Source organism: Acinetobacter sp. P37 (assembly GCF_057480965.1).
This window is the reverse complement of record NZ_JBLIYY010000004.1, coordinates 79,969-99,276: the sequence shown is the minus strand read 5'-3', so window position 1 is coordinate 99,276 and position 19,308 is coordinate 79,969. Positions and strand designations below refer to the sequence as shown.

Genomic DNA, 19,308 nt, shown 5'->3' with positions numbered 1-19,308 from the left:
GTCCTTTTATCGTTTTAATGCTGGGGTAAATTCTTTGACAAAATAAGGTGTCAACACACCATCAACAGGGTTCAGCAAACGCTTTTTGTAATATTCAAGAAATGCAGAAGTGTCATGATCATTCGGGTGAAAACTTGGTCGTAAATAATCAAAAATATGCCCGAGGCTGCTGCCATAAACACCATCTCTTAACCCAAAAATCAGTTGGAAACTGCGCGGAACATCTTTCCAGTAGCTTAGGCTAATCAAATTTGATGGCTTTCTGTAGAAAGGGACAATCGATGCACCAATTGAAATCAAACCCAATATGGTAATTAATGCAGGGAAAAAGCCAGCAATACGTAAAGCATAATTACCTGATAATTCTTGATAAACATCATAGGCAATGTCTTTGTGTTCAGACTCTTCCAACATATGCCACATCCAAATAGCGCGCTGCTTTTCATCTATTGAATTAAAAAAGATTTCTTCATGATTCATCATGTATTCCGCAAGCACTGCGGTGAAATGCTCAATTGCTGCCATTAAGGATAACTTCATTGGCTGTGGCATACGTTCAAAACCATAGGCAAAGACGTAGTGTTCTAACTTTCTAAAAAATTGCACAGGCAGATTTCTTGCACGATACGCTTCATTCATTTCTTCATGCATGCGTGAATGAATGGCCTCTTGCCCAATCAACGACGTGACACGTTGTCTTAATACAGGATCTTGAATAAAGTCGCGATGATATCGAGCAGTATCAATCACCAAATCTTCGCCACGGGTTAAGAAAATAGATAAAGATGCAAAATAGGCACTGGCCAATTCTGCATTCATATAAAATTTTGGATCAATTTTTTCTGGTTCAAAATCAAATTTCATATGACGAATAGGAACAACGGCAGACTGTTTTGTTGGGTCAAAGACAGGGCCTGCAAATACGCGTGCTAAAGTTTTTTTTATCGGTTGAAAAGCGCTCATGGTTTTGCTCTCAATTTGGGTGTTTACCGTTCATTGACTTCATGTCGATTAAAGTAAAAACACATAGATTGAGGATCAAATTAAGTGAGATAGATCACTAGGCCATTAGCAAAACCGACCTCTAGATTTGCAAAAATGCTCAAATATTTTCTTTGTCAGACAATCTATAAAACATCGGTGTTGTATGGCTCAAAAGCTTGTCATTAAAGGTCATGGCGTATTTTTTTGTGAGGGACGATTATTAGATTTTTTGCATTTCACCAGTCGCAGATTGATAGACCCATTGATGATCAAACAGGTTATCGTCTAAATGATCCAGTTTAAAATTACCGATAGCCACAGCATAAAATCCATTGCCCTGCTGCTTAAAATGTGTGATCTCTTGCATGAGTTCTTCAGTCAGTTGACCCATAATAAAGTCTGAAATCACTACCACATCGGCATGTACAAAATTCGGTTGTTTCAGCATGTCCACGGCATGATTCATCGCAGGGATAATATCTGTTCCCCCATGAAATGACTGCCCTAAAAAGTGAATGACATCATCCAAAGCACTATTATGTTGTAAATTCAGCGCGGTTAAATTGGTCGAGAAATTTACCAAATACATCGCTCGCTTTTCTTTTAGCGCTCGAATCGATAAATATAGACAAATCGCTTTGGAAATCAGTTCAGGTTGTCCATTCATTGAGCCACTGGTATCTAAGCAGACAATCATCGGGCCTTTTTGTCCGACTCGACGCTGTGTATGGCGTGGGTCTTCGATCACCCGTCCCTGTTGCTGACCTTGTCGATTAAAACTCATCAGGTTAGATTCTAAATATTTCAAATCAAATAAAACTTGCAAGTCTGGATCGGCTAATAGCGCCAACTCGCTAGGTAAAGCCATACTGATTTCTTGTGCCAATTTAATTCCAGTAATTTCCTCTTGCGCCATCGGGGTGTGAATAAGCTGCTGTGGTTCTTGTTCTAACTGAGCAGAAATCCGCTTACGTGGCATACTCGGCTGTGCGCTTCCAATCATTTGACATAGGCGTTTAAGCGCCCGATCTTGCTCGAGATAATTCGCCCATTGCTCAAAGTTCTGTACATCATGCTCAGTTAATTGCCCTTTGGAATAGTCTAGAAAAATCCCAGTTTCAAACCCGACACTGTCATGGTGCTTGACCATTTTCGACAATGTCGCAAGAAAATCTTTGATTTCATCTAAAAAGGCATCTCGTTGTAAACGGAGTTGCTCAAACTCCCAATGTGCAATGGCTTCGGTCAATTTGCGCTGCCATTTACCTTTGAATAGCTCAATGTGTAATTGACGCTGTTGCTCGGTCAGCAACGACTGTTGGCTCTGTTGCCACATTTTAGTGAATTCTGGAATCCCCAAGGTTTGCATGAAGGCAGCATATTCAGTGTGGAATTGAACAAAATCGCCCTGCTCCCAATGCTTTATCGCAAGCCAATGTTCCAATTGCTGCTGCGCCATTGCATAGGGATGCTGCTGATCTAAACTCGACTTTGCCTGAAAGGCCCATTCCTGAATTTTTTGATCGAGCTTTTTTGCAACTTTATGATCATCCAACCAATGTTTTAAACTGGATTGTTTTAATTCATCATAAAGTTGTGAACTTAATTCATCGAGTGCCGATTGAGTTTGATGTCGTGTCGGTTTTAATTGCGACATAACTGTTCCAGACGCTCACAATCTTGCAATTGCAACTGATATCGTGCCAATTGCTGCTCAATAGATTGAATTAATTGTTGAATATCCTGTTCAGTGACAAAGACCGATTTAAACTGATGCTTTTGGCTGTTAAAGCGTTCCGTTAACAGATCCAATTCTGTTTGAAAATGTGCTTTGATCTGTTGAACTTCGTGTAATAGCTCATATTGGCTTTGTGCTGAAAGTGCGCTACGTGGACTACCTTTGGTATGTTTTATATATGGCGTCACCACTTCCTCTAAGCCGTAATATCCACCTTTTAACGTACACACTCTTGAACCATTAAAATTACATACGATGCCACGCACTTCTTCACCGGTATCATCTAAGGCAAAGAAGTCCTTTTTCGTATCCATTTTATCCAGTTCGAGATACAACAGTTTATTTTTATAGTGTCGATCTAGATTGGTCACTGCACGCAAGTAGTCAGTGCCATGAATTAAATAACTCTCATACACATCATCGGTATAATAAAAATGATTGAGCACCCGCTGTTCAAGTGCATCCTTCTCTGCCACATGCTGTTCGAATTGCAAACCGTAATTTAAGCCATTTTCAGCCAATACTTCATCTATCTGCTGCGAAACAAAGGCAATGTCTTCAGGCTGATTCCATAAGCAATGTTTTAAAATTAATAGATCACTCAAAATCACCGATGGACGATCATTTAAAAAAGCACAGGCTTTGACTAAATAAGCCACACGCTGCCAACGACGGTCAGAGACATAGACCACATGATCTTCAAAGTTATGATTGAGTCGATTTTTAAGTTGATCAAACAGATTTAAAATCGAGTCGGGTAATTCCACCTGATAAATCTGTTCCCGCCAATCTTGCAACTCCGCTTTTTTTATTTTTAAGGTCGCATCGACTTCAACACTGACTTGACTCGGCTTGGCCTGTAATAGTGCATGAAAGTTTTCTGCAACAGCAATCGGCGGCACTTCTAAACGCAAAATAAAACGATCATACAAGGCATCTAAACCTTGATTCGGTTCGGGAATTTCATTCGATGCACTAACCAAAACATTCAATGGAACTTTTTGGACAATGTCACCATTTTTAAAACTCCGCTCATTCACCAAGGTCAGTAAAGTATTTAAAATCGCTGGACTGGCTTTCCAAATTTCATCTAAAAAAGCAAAATCTGCCCGTGGTAAATAATGTTCTGTTTTACGAATATATTGATCTTCTTTTAAAGCTTTGATCGATACCGGTCCAAAAATTTCTTCCGGTGTACTGAAACGATTCATCAAGTATTCAAAATAGTCATGGACTTCAAAAGCAGACGCGATTCGACGCGAAATCAAACTTTTTGCTGTGCCGGGCAAACCATATAAAAAGGTATTCATGCCCGCAACACCAGCCAGCAAACTCAATGCAATAATCTGCTCACGTTCATACATATTTTTGCTGATTTCAGAAATTAAAGTATTGATCCTTGCTTGCATCTGATTATCTGTTTGACCGAAAACTAAATTGTAACGCCCTAACCGATTTTTCGCTGTAGCAGATGCAAAAATATCGCTTTTTAAATACAGCGCAACAGCGTGATATTGTATTTTCAGGTTATAGTAAAACTACACATCCCTTTGGAACTCTAGAAACTTTTCATCATGTTGCCCTTCTTTCCTACACTCATCCGACTGTTAAAACTTGAAGGTTTTAAATATCGATCCCTCACGGCAGGTGAAATATCCATGTGTCGCAGTGTGTTTGGGGATTTGATTCAATATGAGCAAGTGAAAGTGATGAATCACCCTTTTTTGCCTTGGCAATCTGCGCATGTGGTCATGGCGCCTCAGGGGTATATCCATGCACGAAATTTACTGTTTAAAGCGGACTATGCCAAAGCGTCCTTAGGATATCGCGCCCTGTTTATTCATGAGATGGCCCATGTTTATCAATACCAGCAGCAGATCAATGTTTTGGGTCGGGGTGCTGTTTTACAGATGGCGTATTTCTTTAGTTTTAAAAAATATAATCCTTACCGCTATACCCTCAAACCACACAAGGCATTTTTTGACTACAACATTGAGCAACAAGGTGACATTGCTCGTGACATCTATTTAAAGCGAATTAAAAATATTATTTTATATCCAGAACTTGTTCATCAAATTGAGCTGTAAAGCATCAATGCTCTTTGACGAATATTTATAGATAAATTGAATATCGCCAGATCATTCTATTTCACGCTATTGCTCGACCATTGACGCTATTTTAAGTACAAAAAAACAGCATTAATATTTACTTTATTGCACATAAGCTCAGCTAGGCTTTTAAAAGCTATGAATACCTCTAGTATCTCGCTTAAATTCAGATAAAATAGGTTCACCTTATTTTTTTGCTTTGCATCAAAACAAGTTAATTATCATACGATGATGGTGTTTTGTTTTCGCCTTTCGGCAGTATTTTTCGTATCTAAATACACTCGCTGAATAATCACAATAATACAAATCAGTGTGTTAAGTGTATTCACCTATAGGAATAGGATTTAGTTGGAATGAATAGTTTTAAAATTGCACTTGCTCAGTTCTCTCCGCATATTGGTAACCTAGAATCAAACGCAGCAAAAATGCTTCAACAAGCCAATGCTGCAAAAGAACAGAATGCAGATATTATTGTTTTTCCGGAACTTTCTACAGTTGGTTATCCTGCTGAAGATTTATTATTACGTCCAAGTTTAAATAAACGTACACAGCAAGCTTTTGAACAATTGGCGAGCGTTAAGGACATCGTTTTAGTCTTTGGTTTTGTGAATCAAACTGAAGATGGTCAGCGCTATAACTCTGCTGCTGTCATGAAAAATGGTCAAGTTCTCGGGATTTACAATAAACAAAATCTTCCAAACTATAGCGTTTTTGATGAAAAACGTTATTTCAGTGAGGGTCATCAACACCTTGTCTTTGAATATTTAGGTCATAAGTTTGGTGTGTTGATTTGCGAAGATGTTTGGGCATTACCAACTGTTCAACAGCTTGCTCAGTTAAATGTTGAAACCGCTTTGGTGTTGAATGCTTCACCTTATGAAGTTGGTAAACCACAGCATCGCATTGAAACCATGGCTGCATTGACCAAACAATTGAACATCAATTTGGTTTACTGTAACCAAGTGGGCGGTCAAGATGACCTTGTCTTTGATGGCACAAGCTTTGTGATGAACAATTCAGGTGAAGTTGCATTGCAAGCACCGAGTTTTGTTGAAGATCTATATATCGCAGAATACGATGCTGAACAAAAAGCCTTTAAAACAGGTGCAATCACGCCTGTATTAAATACCATGGCTGAAATCTACCAAAGCCTTGTGATCGCAACACGTGACTACGTACAACGTTCAGGCTTCCCAGGTGTGATTTTAGGTCTATCTGGTGGTATTGACTCAGCATTAACTTTAGCGATTGCTGCCGATGCGATTGGCGCCGATAAAGTTCAAGCGGTCATGATGCCATATACCTATACCGCACAAATCAGTGTTGAAGATGCGGCTGAACAAGCCAAGAATATGGGCGTAACTTTTGGTATTGCCGAAATCAATCCAATTGTGAATGGCTTTATGCAAACCTTATTCCCTTTCTTTGGCGCTGCACCGACTGATGCGACTGAAGAAAACCTACAAGCGCGTTCTCGCGGTACATTGTTAATGGCCTTATCGAACAAGTTCGGCAATTTAGTCCTTTCTACGGGGAACAAGTCTGAATTATCTGTTGGTTACTGCACATTGTACGGTGATATGGTCGGTGGCTTTGCGGTTCTTAAAGACGTTTATAAAACGATTGTATTTGAACTTGCAAAATACCGTAACAGCATTTCAGAAACACCGGTGATTCCTGAACGTGTAATTACTCGTCCACCTTCTGCGGAACTTCGCCCAGATCAGAAAGACCAAGACTCATTACCTGAATATGAAGTATTGGATGCGATCTTGTATGCGTATATCGAAGAAGATATGAGCCAAGATGACATCATTGCTAAAGGTTTTGATGCTGAAATTGTGAAAAAAGTCATCCGTTTGGTTGATCTAAACGAATACAAACGTCGCCAAGGCGCGATCGGTCCACGTATCAGCTCACGTGCATTTAGCCGTGAACGTCGCTACCCGATCGTGAATGGTTGGAAACCGGGTATCTAATTACTCGATCAAATTAAAAAGCCCAGTTCTATAACTGGGCTTTTTTACAGGCGCAAAAAAAACAGCAGTAAAAATTAAAAGTAATTGAGATGTGTATTTCAAAAGTTAGGTCATAAAATAATGCAGTTAAAGATTTGAGTTCTCTTTTTTCTACATAAACACCGTTAACAGATCATTTTATTAGTGCAGTAATTATTTCAATCTATTTGACTTTTTCTAGGCACAAAAAAAGAGACCAAGCTGAGAGCTTGGTCTATAAAAATGGTGGCTATGACGAGACTTGAACTTGTGACCCCCGCATTATGAGTGCGGTGCTCTAACCAACTGAGCTACATAGCCGTAAACTGTGGTGGCATTATCTAGATTTCACACATTATCGTCAAGCATTTTTGTTTGTAATTGTTCAGAGTTTAAACAAGAAAAGTTCAAGATGTTACTATTTAAGCAAATCATGCTATTTTTAGCCCTAATTACTATATTTTTTGATTAAAAATTAGAGTTTTATCATGCAATTCAATTCGATAAAAAAAGCCTGTCTGACCCTCAGCCTAGCTGTCATGACCTTCACGGGCTGCCAAATCGTTTCGCCTATTTTTGTTGACTACTATGGTGTGCGACGTGATGTGGCGACTTGGATTAATAAACAGCCTTTATTAAGCATGCAACAAAAGCGCAGCATGGCTCAACTTAGCCGAGCACAGCAACCCATCATTCGACTCGACTTCACTGATCAGGAGAAGTTAGTTAGTGTTGCGCGCGCCAATGAAGCTGCGATGTATTGTGCCAATCAGCATTTATCAGCGCGACAAATTCAACGCCTGCAAAAACAGATCTTCCCTGAAGATGCGTTGCATAAATTAAGCTTGCTTGAGCAACAAGCATTGCATATTACCCTGACAGAGCAAGAGAAACAGTGTGATTAAAACCATGTCTGCTGTTGGATGAATTCATCTAGGCTCAATTTTTTCAGCACCAAATTGTCTTACAATCTAGACATAGCTGCTTACATTATTGAGCATTTTTGCTATCGCTAAGCGAGGTGAAAACAAGTCTATATTTTTGCAATATTTTTATTGCGAATTTCGCAATATCCTTATGAATTTACTTGGTTTTATTCCCAAATAAAAAAGCGTATGATGAAACTATGATCAATGTAAGTAGCGCTTTTTTTCAGGTTTTTCCATCCAAATTCAATTGATCAGATAAGGAGAAATAAGATGGCTTTAAATAATATTTTAGTTCCAGTGGACGGTTCAGAAACTTCTTATGCTGCGGTGGCTAAAGCTGTCGAGTTTGCAAAAACTTTTGGCAGTAAAATTACTGTGGTTCAAGTACTGACGCTCGATCCATATATTGCTGCAGAGTATATTTCAGCAGCGCAAACCAATGATTTAATTGAACGTGCTCGTGCATCGATTTTAAATACACTTGAAGAAGCAAAAGCGAAATTTTCAACTGAAGGTGTCACTGTTGAAACTCGCTTACTTGAAGGTCAAGTGGTGCATACAGAACTGGTTAAAGCTGCAGAAGAAACACATGCGGACTTGATTATTATTGGTTCACATGGCCGTACAGGGATCAAAAAATTCTTCTTGGGCAGCGTAGCTCAAAGCGTACTAGGTGCTTCAGACATTCCTGTTTTGGTTGTACGCAAATAAGCCATTAGATTTATAGCGTGAAATAAAAAGCCTTCTGATCCTAGAGGGCTTTTTTATTGACTACTTCATCAATTATAAAATTAAAATTCTATGTTTAAGGCAAGGATTTTTTAAGATATCCATTGATATTGTTTCAATGAGATGCGTCCATTCACTACAAAGACATTTTCGGCTTCCAGCTTCAACTGCTGGATATTTTCACCTTTTTCATTGCAACGCTGCGTGCTGATTTTTCCTTGCGCATTGACCACCCGATGCCATGGGATCGTTGATGTTGCATCTAGATGCTTGAGTACATAGCCAACCAGTCGTGCATGCTTCGGTAAACCCGCTAATTTGGCAATTTGTCCGTAAGTGGCAATCTTCGCCTGCGGTATCAATTGAATGACCGACAAAATTTGCGTTGCCAATTCATCACTCTGCTTCATCTGATCTCCTTTGAGCCACATAAAAAAGAGAACCCGAAGGTTCTCTTTGATTAATACTTACTTTTGACAGATTAGTACAGTAATTGGTTGTGATCGATTAGATCTTGTAAAGTCACATCGGTATTTTTCAAAGTGAGTAATTCAACTTTATCACCAAATTTAGATCATGTTCCATCACGATCAATGCTGATCACAGTGTTGCCCTTGCCATCAGATTTAACCGAAACAAACTGATCAATATTCGACTGATTGACATTTTGACCTTGTAACAAGGCTTTGATATTCACTTTATCGCCTACAGACGAATTAAAGTCATTCCAAGTATCATGTCCATTACCGCCCGTTGCATCGGCTTGATCCAATACTTTATAAATAACCGTATCAATGCCCGCTTTGGTGTTGAATTGATCATTGCCTACTTTATCTGTCACAGTGGCTTCAATGGTTTCACCATTGGTTAATTAATTTTTAAATTCAACATCAAAATTCCCTGATAAATCCACTGTGCCTGCGCCAATGACTTTGCCATCTTGATCTTTTACTTCTACCATTGTATCCGGCTCACCTTCACCTGTGACGTGCTCACCATCATCGGTGATCACCACATCTTTAGGCGCGTCAGGTTTAGTCGTATTCTTAGAACCACCAGAATAATCAGATTCACCAACAATAGCTGCACCCAATAAACCAGCACCGACTGCTCCCGAAATCCAAGGTAAAATTACACCTGTCAAAGAATCGTTATAGAGCAGCGGTTCAATTTCATCTAAAGGTTGATACTGAATAACATCCGCAATATCACCGTTGACTGTTGTAAATTTTGCCCAATACCATGTACCGTCTTCATCCTCAAATACCAAACTATTATCTGGTGTCGCCTCACTAAAATAGTTTTGTACAGTAATCACTTCCCCATTTTTTTAAGGTGATTATTACGTCAGCACCATTCTTTGTAATTGAAGTAACATCCTCTTTCCGGATTTTGAGTACGATGACAGAATTTTTGATAAGCCCAACTTGATTGGATTCAACTTGATACAAAACTTTATGACTTTCTTTAGAAATGACAGAAATTTACGATATAGGTAAAACCTCATTTATTTACATTAGGGCCGTTTTTATGTTTTTTTGGTTTTGTAATGAGTTATTGGTGATTAATAATTTCTTTAATTACAAATCATTAAAACCAATTTTTTTAATTGTGTGCGTTATATCATGCTTTGTGTATTTTTTTGCATAATTGTTTGAATATTTTAATATTTTTATCAATACATTTAGATTTTAGATCCATCTTTATGCAAGTAATAACAAACACTTATTTGTGTGATGTAAGTCACAATAACATCAATGAATGACCAGTCATAATTTCCCCCCATTTTGATGTACCATGATGAAACATAACTATAAATAATAAAAGGAAATGCTCAAGCATTTCCTTTTTTAAGTCAAACAAAACAGTTTTAGAAGTTTTCAGGGTTCTCCAAACGACGAACTTCTTGCACTTTTTCTGGGTTATGTACAGCAGCAACACCATCATCCGCTTTGGTATCTATTAACGCTTCTGGGTTATAAACCGTAATGGTTTCATTACCATGGATATCTTCACCCACAATATATTGGAAGCCCTTTTTATTCATTTTATGGCACATTCTTTGGTACCAACCTTTAAAGCCTTTGGTTTCTTCATTCGGATTGTAATAAAAAGCATTCATCACAGCAGGTAAACCTAAGCCACACACGAGGCCCGACATTAATACCGCAATAAATGTATATCCAATCAAAATACTACTGTATTCACTAAGTTCAGGAATATTGGCAACAGCAAGGATTAGGGCCAATGAAATACCGCCACGAACCCCACCCCACGATAAAATCGCAAGACTACCGTTATAGCTTTTTTTGCGGAAACTCGGGAAAAATGCGAAAGATAAATAGTTTGCTGCAAAGCGCGATGCATGCAAAATAATAAACGCCACCATACCGCCTAAAATTAAGCTGATACTTAAATCTAAGATAAATAACTCAAGACCTATCAGGGTAAATAAGAAGGAATTGATGATCCCTTCAACGGTATGCCAGAAATGATTGACTTCCCGAATTTCACGATCTTGAAGAATTTCTTTCCATTTATTCCCAACGATCAAACCACCAATAACACATGCGATTGGTGCAGATGCATGTGCGAATAAAGCGACTAAATATGACCCACTTGCCAATAATGCTGTGGTTAAAATCAAGGACTCCATTTCATGTTTACCACGGAGTAAACGTAATATTCCTAAACCAAATGCCCAACCAATGATGACTGCGACAACAATTTCATATAACAGTGTTTCAAGCGTACCAATGACGGTAAAATGTTCACCTTGCAAAACATTGAGTAAGGTCATAAACACGGCAATACACATGGCATCATTAAAGAGCGATTCGCCTTCTAATTTCACCATCAAATGATGTGGCGCACGTACAGAACTTAATACACCTTTAACCCCAATTGGGTCAGTCGCACCTAAAGCAGCGCCTAATAATAACAACACCAATAAATCAACATGATGACCAACTAAGAACTGATAACCATATAAAGCAACACCAAAAAACACCGCACAAAGCACCAAGGCAATACTGGCCAAAATACTGATCGGCTTCCAATGCAAACGTAAATCGGAAACTTTAAATTTCAAGGCAGATGAGGTCAAAATAAAACAAATCACGCCATTAATTAAAAAGTCATAAAAGTCGATATGACGAACTGCCTCTTCAATATTGTGTAAATTAATCGTCACAAATTGATTGCCATTGAGCAAACTTGCGCCCCATTGCAAAATAAAGACAAAAATTGCAGAAACAATGGGAACACCTATGGCTTGTGGAAAGCCCAAGATACGTTTATTAAAAATCGTGGTTGCAATCGAAAGTGCAAAAATAACGGTAAAAACCTGTAGAAAAAAATAATTTCCCATTTCGTTCCCAATTTTGGTGCTCTGTCGCCTACAGAGTGAGATATAGGTATTTTGAAAATAAATACCAAATTATTTAGTATTTAAAAATAAAATATTCTAACGAATTTTATCTAAATTCCGTGTATCAATTCAGTTTTTTTCACATCTTTTATCAAGATCATTTAACATAGCAAGCCTGCATAAATTTTATGCATTTTCATCATCTACATGATTTCTCCTATGCATCAGACTATTAAAACTGTTTTTCGACTCTTTTTTGCTGCTGTGATTTTTATCATTACGGCGGCCCTGCTCCTCACTTGCTATAGCAAGTCACAGGAAATTGTACGTGCTGAGCACTATTTTAGTCAGGCAAAAACCATCTCACTGGGTTCAACACCCAAAGAACAATTGGTTTTGGTCTCCAATAATGAATCACCCGATCGTGCGATTTTTATCATGCTGGCGAATAATGGTTATCTTGCCAAAATGAATTGTGAAAACTATGCACAAGATATTTGTCTAGATGAATTTAATCAGCAACACACCCGACAAATTCAACACCTCGATTTGCTAAAAATCGGACAATTTCAATATATCCAAAATGTGAGTTTCACCAATAGCCGCACTGGACAAAAACAACAATTACGCTATAGCGATGCCCAATTAAAACAGTTCTATCAAAACGATATTTCAGGCCTTAAATATACTGTTTTTGGCGTAGCTTTATTTGCATTTGCCGCATTGTATGTCAGCTATCGTATTGTTCGAAACTTCAAATCATTTCTCAACAAATAAGCTTCAATCTATTTTTCAATGAAAAAAAGAGGATGTTTTGCATCCTCTTTTTGTTTTAAATGGCTTGATTAAAGGTATCACAGCTATTGATATTGCCTGATTTCAACCCTGTCTGGAACCATTTCATACGTTGTTCACTAGTGCCGTGCGTGAAGCTATCTGGGACCACTTGCCCTGTTGCACTTTTCTGTAAATAGTCATCACCAATCTTATGTGCAGCGTCCATCGCTTCTTCTACATCACCCTGCTCTAAAAATTGGGTACGCTGTTGATTATGATGCGCCCAAATACCCGCAAAGCAGTCTGCTTGCAGTTCTTGCATAACCGAATAACGATTACCCTCAGCTTTAGATGCTTGCGCACGGGCCTGCTGGACTTGCTCAGAAATGCCTAAAATCGTTTGGATATGATGTCCAACTTCATGGGCAACCACATAGGCTTGCGCAAAATCACCCGCCTGATCTTGGCGACTCAATTCTGTTTGATTTTGTTCACCCGTAATGCCCATTTGCGTACGCATATCTTTAAAGAATGCGGTATCAATATAGACCTTCTGATCTGCTGGGCAATAAAACGGCCCCATTGCAGCTTGTGCTGTACCACAACCCGAGTTGACCACACCATTAAACATAACCAACTTAGGCGGTTTATACTGGGCATTTAACTGTTCTTGGAAGACTTTAGTCCATGTATCTTCCGTATCAGCCAAAACCGTTCCAACAAAATCCATCGCTTCTTGTTGTTCAGGTGTTGGATTATCCAGACCTTTGACTTCAGCCGTTTGACCCTGTGAAGTCACTTGTTTGGTCGCCTGATATGCTTGCTGCGGATCGACACCAAAAAACTTCCACGCAACAAATGCCACAACCAAACCGAGAATACTGATCCCACCCGCTTTTGCACCGCCACCACCGCGACGGTCTTCTACGTTTGAACTAACTCTTCGACCTTTCCAGCGCATAGTGATCTTCCTTATATAAAATAGTTGATATCCGTGCGTTTACAGATTAATCCTTTTGCGACTTTGGCCATACTTTTTGAATTAAAGATACGACGCACAACACGATTAAACCTGCAATAAAACCTGTCACTAAATTGATTAAAGTCGGTGTTAATGCACCCACAATACTGCCAACTGTAGGAATATGTTCTGCATAATCTACAGAGCCTTCAATAAAATGGTGTAGTAAAGGCACACCATGGGTAATGATGCCACCACCCACTAAAAACATGGCAATGGTACCGACAATGGTCAATGTCTTCATCAACTTAGGTGCAAATGCTAACAAACCTTGTCCAACGGTCTTTTTAAATTGTGATGCTTGTTGAGTGAGATAAAGTCCTAAGTCATCAATTTTAACAATCATCGCAACAAATCCATAAACACCAACAGTCATTAAAATTGCAATCACTGAAAGCACCATGACCTTGGTCCCAAATGCCGCAGTCGCAACCGTACCCAATGAAATCACCACAATTTCAGCAGATAAAATAAAATCGGTACGGATGGCTCCTTTAACTTTTTCTTTCTCAAAAGTCACCAAATCCGTTTCAATATGAGTCATCTCTTCACGAGCAACTTCTTCTGTTTTGGCTTTTTTATGATGCAAACTATGCAGGACTTTTTCCACACCCTCATAGCATAAGAACAAACCACCAATCATCAAAAGCGGTGTAATCAACCAAGGTGCAACCACACTAATCAATAAAGCAGCCGGAACTAAAATTAATTTATTAAGTAAAGAACCTTTGGCCACAGACCAAACAACTGGAAGTTCACGATCCGAACGGACACCACTGACTTGTTGTGCATTCAGTGCTAAATCATCTCCAAGGACACCCGCTGTTTTTTTGGCTGCCATCTTACTCATGACAGCAACGTCATCCAGCACAGTTGCAATATCATCCAGTAAGATTAATAAGCTACTCGCCATTATTTTTATCCTTTAGGCATTTTTTAATATTCTAATTCTATTTAACGCTAAAATTGTATTTAGTTTTTTAATAATTAACAAAATATTCACCCATTTTTCAGTCAATTGTGCTGTGTCAGTAACAATCAAAAATAGAATGCCGTACAATGGGGACATTCTTTGAAAATCAGCCGTAGCTTTGACTACCACTTTGGAACAGATAATGAGTATTCAAGATAATCGTCCAGTGATTTTGACTGGCGACCGTCCGACTGGACAATTACATTTAGGTCATTTTGTAGGTTCTTTACGTTCACGTGTAGGTTTACAAGATTCGCATCATCAACATCTTCTTTTAGCTGATGCTCAAGCCTTAACTGATAATGCTGATAACTTCGAAAAAGTTCGTCGCAATATTATTGAAGTCGCAACCGATTATCTTGCTGTAGGAATTGACCCAACCAAAACCACGATTTGCGTTCAATCATGCTTACCAGCATTGAATGAATTGACCATGTTATATTTGAACTTTGTGACGGTTTCTCGCTTAGAGCGTAATCCAACTATCAAATCTGAGATTCAAATGCGTGGATTTGAGCGTGACATTCCTGCAGGTTTCTTATGCTACCCAGTGGCTCAAGCTGCCGATATTACAGCGTTTAAAGCATCTGTCGTTCCGGTGGGCGAAGACCAAATTCCAATGATTGAACAAACCAATGAAATTGTTCGTCGTTTAAACCGTCAAATTGGTCGTGACGTACTTCCTGAATGTAAAGCTTTACTCTCTAATGTAGGCCGTCTACCTGGTTTTGATGGCAAAGCAAAAATGTCTAAATCTTTGGGCAATACTATTGTGCTTGACGCGACTGATAAAGATATCAAGAAAGCTGTTAATGCAATGTATACCGACCCAAATCATTTACGTATTGAAGATCCGGGTCAAGTGGAAGGTAACGTCGTATTTACTTACCTCGATGCATTCGATCCTGATAAAGAAGCTGTTGCGGAATTAAAAGAACACTATCGTCGTGGTGGCTTAGGCGATGGTACTGTGAAAAAGCGTCTTGAAGGTGTACTAAAAGAGCTGATCGGCCCGATCCGTGAACGCCGTTTAGAATTGCAAAAAGATCCTGACTACATCATGGATATTTTAAAAACCGGTACCGATAAATGCCGTGATATTACCCAACAAACGTTAGACGAAATTAAATCTGGACTGGGTGTATTCCACTTCTAAATTTAAAAAATTCTATAAAATTAAGCCTTTCCAATGTGAAAGGCTTTTTTATAGGCACTTTTTGTGAAGGTATTCACAAAATCTCCTTAGTTTTAACGTTAGGTAACATCACTTAACGTGAACACCAATGAAATGACTGACCGTTCACTCTATTATCTATTTATGTTTTAGGAATACCTAAATTCATAACATTTCTCCTTTACCGAACCTGTGAAAGCAGATTCGTTGTTATACGCAATGAACACCCCAATCATTGCGTATTTTTTTGTCTAAAAATTAATGTAAATATTTTAAATTTTTCTATTGAAACAATAAAAAACCCGCATTAAGCGGGTTTTTTATTTCAAAAACTAAATTAGTTTTTATGACGCATATGTGGGAACAAGATCACTTCACGGATACTTGCAGCATTCGCAAACAACATCACCAAACGGTCAATACCGATACCCTCACCCGCTGTAGGAGGTAAGCCGTATTCCAATGCTTCAATGAAGTCTGCATCGTAATGCATTGCTTCATCGTCACCCGCATCTTTTTCAGCAACTTGGGCTTGGAAACGTTCAGCTTGGTCAATCGGATCATTTAACTCTGAGAAACCATTTGCCAACTCACGACCACCGATGAAGAATTCAAAACGATCGGTAATATGTGGATTTTCATCATTACGACGTGCCAATGGTGAAGTTTCCGCTGGATATTCTGTGATGAATGTCGGTTGACGAAGTTTTGTTTCAACAGTTTCTTCAAATACGATGGTTTGAAGTTTGCCTAAACCAAAACCAGGTTTTACTTGCTCTTTCAGTTCATTTTTAACGAAGTTTGCAAGAAACTCACGGTCAGATACATTTTCAGCGGTGAACGTTGGGTTATGTTCAAGAATCGCATCAAACATCGAAATTTTCTTGAATGGACCTTTGAAGCTATACACTTCATCACCATAAGGCACATCAGTCGAACCTAATATGTCGATGGCCAATTTTTCAAGCATATTTTCTGTCAAAGCCATCAGGTCTTTGTAGTCTGCATATGCTTGGTAGAATTCAATCATAGTGAATTCTGGATTATGACGTGTTGATACACCCTCGTTACGGAAGTTACGGTTAATTTCGAACACGCGCTCAAAACCACCAACGACCAAACGTTTTAAGTAAAGCTCAGGCGCAATACGTAAAAATAAAGGCATATCTAATGCATTGTGATGAGTTTCAAATGGACGCGCAGATGCACCACCCGGAATCACATGCATCATTGGTGTTTCAACTTCCATGAAACGCTCATTGCTCAAATATGAACGAATACCTGACACCACTTTTGCACGAATTTCAAAAGTTTTACGTGTTTCTTCGTTCATGATGAGGTCTAAATAACGTTTACGGTATTTAACTTCAGTATCCGTCAAACCATGGAATTTGTCTGGAAGTGGACGGAGTGATTTGGTTAAAAGCTCAAAATGTTCAATATGAACATAAAGGTCACCTTTACCAGAACGACCAATATAACCTTCAATGGCAATAATATCGCCCAAATCGAGTGCTTTAATTGTTGCAAGAACATCAGCATCCAACTCTTTACGTGGTACATAAAGCTGGATACGACCAGTCATATCTTGGATTACGATGAATGAACCACGGTTCAACATCACACGACCAGCAACTTTTACATAAACCTTTTCGCCTGCTTCAATTTCTTCTTTTGATTTTTCAGCGAATTGATCTTGTAGGTCTTGTGCATAGTGTTCACGCTTAAATGTGTTAGGCCACGGGCTAACACCTGTTTCCTTGGCGTGCTCTTTGATGTGCTCTAACTTGGCATGACGCTGTGCAATTAAATCGTTTTCGGAAATGGCTTGTTCAGAAGTCGATTGAGCGTTATGTTGCGTCATCTCTGTCTCAAATAGTTAAAAAACGGAAGTTGCATAGCATAGCAGATTTCCTTTGAATTGAGCAGTAAGCAATGCGCGCATTTTTTTAATAAGTAGAAATTTATCGAAGTAAGATGTTTTAATCGTTATAACTTCAGGTAGACATAGAACATACCTTACAGATGTGCAGTAGATAAAAATTAAATACTCAAGCTCGAAAACCTACATTTTAATGATATCAGATGATAACTAAAAGCTTTAAAAAATACTTATAACTATCAACACATTAAAATATATATCAATAACTTAATTCAACCTTTTAATCTATTTTCTTTAAGACTAAAGTCTTTTAAATGCCTATAAATTAGACCAAAAGCTAAATTCTCTTTTTGACAATTCTCTCTACAATGAAGTCATAAAATTGTTGAAAAATAAAATATTCAACACATCCAAAAATGTTTGAAAACAGTGTGTAGAAAAACAATGACTTCCTGCTTATCGAAAATTCTGTTTTTACATGGATTGGATTCTTCCCGTGAATCTACGAAGTTCCATGCCATCAATGCAAAACAAAAATTCTGCATTGAAGTGGACTATCGCAACTTAAATTTTCAAACTGTTGCGGATTTTTACCACGAGAGTATTGAAACCATTAAGCCCGATATCATCGTCGGTCATAGTCTCGGGGCATATTGGGCTTTGAAAATGTCGCTGTTTCATCGCATTCCGTGTGTAATTGCCAACCCGAGTCTGCATCCAGACTTTCGCGACGACTACCCGGCAATCAATGAAATGGATTTGGATCACGATATTCCACAAATTGCCTATATCGAACGTGGCGATGAAATCTTAGATATGTATGAAGCAGAACAACAACTCGAAGATTATATGCAAGTTCAAGTCATGGATGGCGGACATCATCGCCTTCAATGCCCTGAAAATATTAATGATTTAATCCAACATCTCGAATTAAATTACTTAAAAAAATAAATCATAAGCAGCAACGTCGTTTTTATCAGACATAAAAAAGCCTTGTCGTAGACAAGGCTTTTTACATTTTAAACCTGACGCTTAGGCAGCATCTGCTTCAGGACGTGTTTTATCATCTAAAACAGACCAGATATTTAAACCTAAATCTTTATGCAAGTCAGGCAAATCTAAGAAAATGCTTGCGCCTAAAACTTGGTGTTTACATTTTTCAGCCAATTGTTTCACTGCACGAAGCGTACCGCCCGTCGCCAATACGTCATCCACAATAATTACTTTTTGTGATTCGATTTCAGCTGACATTTCAAGACGATCTAAACCGTATTCAAGGCTATAACCAACACCGACAACAGGTGGTGGTAATTTTCCGGCTTTACGTACCAACACCAAACCTTTGCCTGTACGCTGAGCAAGTAAGCTTGCCAAAACAAAACCACGCGCTTCAACTGCAATAAAGCTATCTACTTCTGCCAATTGCTCAGCTGGAATACTTGCAATGAGGGCATCAGTTAACGATTCGATGTTATTCATAAATAACGGCGTAAGGTCAAAGAAGCAAATTCCTGGTTTTGGGAAATCTTGGACAGTACGAATGTTAGACCACAATGCCGCAGCAGTAGAATTACTCATAATAGGAGAAAATAAATTAAGGAAGGAATGTGTGAATTTTAACGCGAT

General features: G+C 38.6%; 19 protein-coding genes and 1 tRNA gene. 7 read left to right on the top strand and 13 right to left on the bottom strand.

Translation table 11 applies throughout. From position 1 onward, the window contains the following. Window positions 1–6: 6 nt before the first annotated feature. The 3 genes from AC25JC_RS05040 to AC25JC_RS05030 form a co-directional block, all read right to left on the bottom strand. Window positions 7–963, bottom strand: coding sequence for a metal-dependent hydrolase (locus AC25JC_RS05040; RefSeq protein WP_111884407.1), 957 nt, complete (start codon window positions 961–963; stop codon window positions 7–9). 241 nt (window positions 964–1,204) lie between these two features. Next, window positions 1,205–2,641, bottom strand: a complete 1,437-nt coding sequence (locus AC25JC_RS05035; RefSeq protein ID WP_486923575.1) for a VWA domain-containing protein — start codon at window positions 2,639–2,641, stop codon at window positions 1,205–1,207. Beyond that, window positions 2,629–4,131 (bottom strand): AAA family ATPase, encoded by a 1,503-nt coding sequence (locus AC25JC_RS05030; protein ID WP_486923574.1) that lies wholly within the window; start codon window positions 4,129–4,131, stop codon window positions 2,629–2,631. The genes AC25JC_RS05035 and AC25JC_RS05030 overlap by 13 nt, the downstream gene beginning before the upstream one ends. 165 nt (window positions 4,132–4,296) lie before the next feature. On the opposite strand from AC25JC_RS05030, the gene AC25JC_RS05025 reads away from it, so the two are divergent. After that, on the top strand, window positions 4,297–4,809 hold the full coding sequence (locus AC25JC_RS05025) for a hypothetical protein (protein WP_218954528.1): 513 nt from the start codon (window positions 4,297–4,299) through the stop codon (window positions 4,807–4,809). A gap of 374 nt (window positions 4,810–5,183) precedes the next feature. Then, window positions 5,184–6,809 carry an NAD+ synthase gene (locus AC25JC_RS05020; RefSeq protein WP_486923573.1) on the top strand — a complete coding sequence of 542 codons (1,626 nt, stop codon included), beginning with the start codon at window positions 5,184–5,186 and terminating at the stop codon, window positions 6,807–6,809. 262 nt (window positions 6,810–7,071) lie between these two features. Here the strand turns inward: AC25JC_RS05020 and AC25JC_RS05015 are convergent. After that, window positions 7,072–7,148 (bottom strand) — tRNA-Met (locus AC25JC_RS05015). 167 nt (window positions 7,149–7,315) lie between these two features. On the opposite strand from AC25JC_RS05015, the gene AC25JC_RS05010 reads away from it, so the two are divergent. Both AC25JC_RS05010 and AC25JC_RS05005 read left to right on the top strand, forming a co-directional pair. Continuing rightward, window positions 7,316–7,732, top strand: a complete 417-nt coding sequence (locus tag AC25JC_RS05010; protein WP_486923572.1) for a hypothetical protein — start codon at window positions 7,316–7,318, stop codon at window positions 7,730–7,732. Window positions 7,733–8,026: 294 nt separating this feature from the next. Beyond that, window positions 8,027–8,467 carry a universal stress protein gene (locus tag AC25JC_RS05005; RefSeq protein WP_078189919.1) on the top strand — a complete coding sequence of 147 codons (441 nt, stop codon included), beginning with the start codon at window positions 8,027–8,029 and terminating at the stop codon, window positions 8,465–8,467. Between the two features lie 110 nt (window positions 8,468–8,577). Here the strand turns inward: AC25JC_RS05005 and AC25JC_RS05000 are convergent, their stop codons facing one another. The 5 genes from AC25JC_RS05000 to AC25JC_RS04980 all read right to left on the bottom strand — a co-directional run bounded on the left by AC25JC_RS05000 (window position 8,578) and on the right by AC25JC_RS04980 (window position 11,855). After that, entirely contained in the window at window positions 8,578–8,895 is a 318-nt protein-coding gene (locus tag AC25JC_RS05000; RefSeq protein ID WP_486923571.1) for an MGMT family protein, read from the bottom strand. A 164-nt stretch (window positions 8,896–9,059) separates the two neighbouring features. After that, a complete protein-coding gene (locus AC25JC_RS04995; RefSeq protein WP_180024105.1) occupies window positions 9,060–9,326 on the bottom strand; it encodes a type I secretion C-terminal target domain-containing protein in 267 nt (88 codons plus the stop codon). Between the two features lie 30 nt (window positions 9,327–9,356). Then, window positions 9,357–9,803 carry an Ig-like domain-containing protein gene (locus AC25JC_RS04990; RefSeq protein WP_486923570.1) on the bottom strand — a complete coding sequence of 149 codons (447 nt, stop codon included), beginning with the start codon at window positions 9,801–9,803 and terminating at the stop codon, window positions 9,357–9,359. Then, window positions 9,778–9,936, bottom strand: coding sequence for a BapA/Bap/LapF family prefix-like domain-containing protein (locus tag AC25JC_RS04985; RefSeq protein WP_180085153.1), 159 nt, complete (start codon window positions 9,934–9,936; stop codon window positions 9,778–9,780). Before AC25JC_RS04985 ends, AC25JC_RS04990 begins: the two co-directional genes overlap by 26 nt. 419 nt (window positions 9,937–10,355) lie before the next feature. Further along, window positions 10,356–11,855, bottom strand: coding sequence for a cation:proton antiporter (locus tag AC25JC_RS04980; RefSeq protein WP_486923569.1), 1,500 nt, complete (start codon window positions 11,853–11,855; stop codon window positions 10,356–10,358). 219 nt (window positions 11,856–12,074) lie between these two features. Between AC25JC_RS04980 and AC25JC_RS04975 the strand changes: the two genes are divergently transcribed. Further along, a complete protein-coding gene (locus AC25JC_RS04975) occupies window positions 12,075–12,632 on the top strand; it encodes a hypothetical protein (RefSeq protein WP_486923568.1) in 558 nt (185 codons plus the stop codon). A gap of 55 nt (window positions 12,633–12,687) precedes the next feature. Here the strand turns inward: AC25JC_RS04975 and ypfJ are convergent, their stop codons facing one another. Then, window positions 12,688–13,593, bottom strand: a complete 906-nt coding sequence (gene ypfJ / locus AC25JC_RS04970; protein ID WP_180024102.1) for a KPN_02809 family neutral zinc metallopeptidase — start codon at window positions 13,591–13,593, stop codon at window positions 12,688–12,690. Window positions 13,594–13,639: 46 nt separating this feature from the next. Further along, window positions 13,640–14,566 (bottom strand): DUF808 domain-containing protein, encoded by a 927-nt coding sequence (locus tag AC25JC_RS04965; RefSeq protein WP_486923567.1) that lies wholly within the window; start codon window positions 14,564–14,566, stop codon window positions 13,640–13,642. A 202-nt stretch (window positions 14,567–14,768) separates the two neighbouring features. Between AC25JC_RS04965 and trpS the strand changes: the two genes are divergently transcribed. After that, window positions 14,769–15,782: a tryptophan--tRNA ligase gene (trpS, locus tag AC25JC_RS04960; RefSeq protein WP_180035350.1), complete on the top strand. Its 1,014-nt coding sequence runs from the start codon at window positions 14,769–14,771 to the stop codon at window positions 15,780–15,782. A gap of 355 nt (window positions 15,783–16,137) precedes the next feature. Here trpS and lysS read toward each other — a convergent pair whose 3' ends face one another. Continuing rightward, a complete protein-coding gene (gene lysS / locus AC25JC_RS04955; RefSeq protein ID WP_180077256.1) occupies window positions 16,138–17,664 on the bottom strand; it encodes a lysine--tRNA ligase in 1,527 nt (508 codons plus the stop codon). 462 nt (window positions 17,665–18,126) lie between these two features. Between lysS and AC25JC_RS04950 the strand changes: the two genes are divergently transcribed. Further along, entirely contained in the window at window positions 18,127–18,633 is a 507-nt protein-coding gene (locus AC25JC_RS04950) for a YqiA/YcfP family alpha/beta fold hydrolase (RefSeq protein WP_078193013.1), read from the top strand. 81 nt (window positions 18,634–18,714) lie between these two features. Here AC25JC_RS04950 and AC25JC_RS04945 read toward each other — a convergent pair whose 3' ends face one another. Continuing rightward, window positions 18,715–19,260: an adenine phosphoribosyltransferase gene (locus tag AC25JC_RS04945; protein WP_078189930.1), complete on the bottom strand. Its 546-nt coding sequence runs from the start codon at window positions 19,258–19,260 to the stop codon at window positions 18,715–18,717. Window positions 19,261–19,308 lie beyond the last annotated feature (48 nt).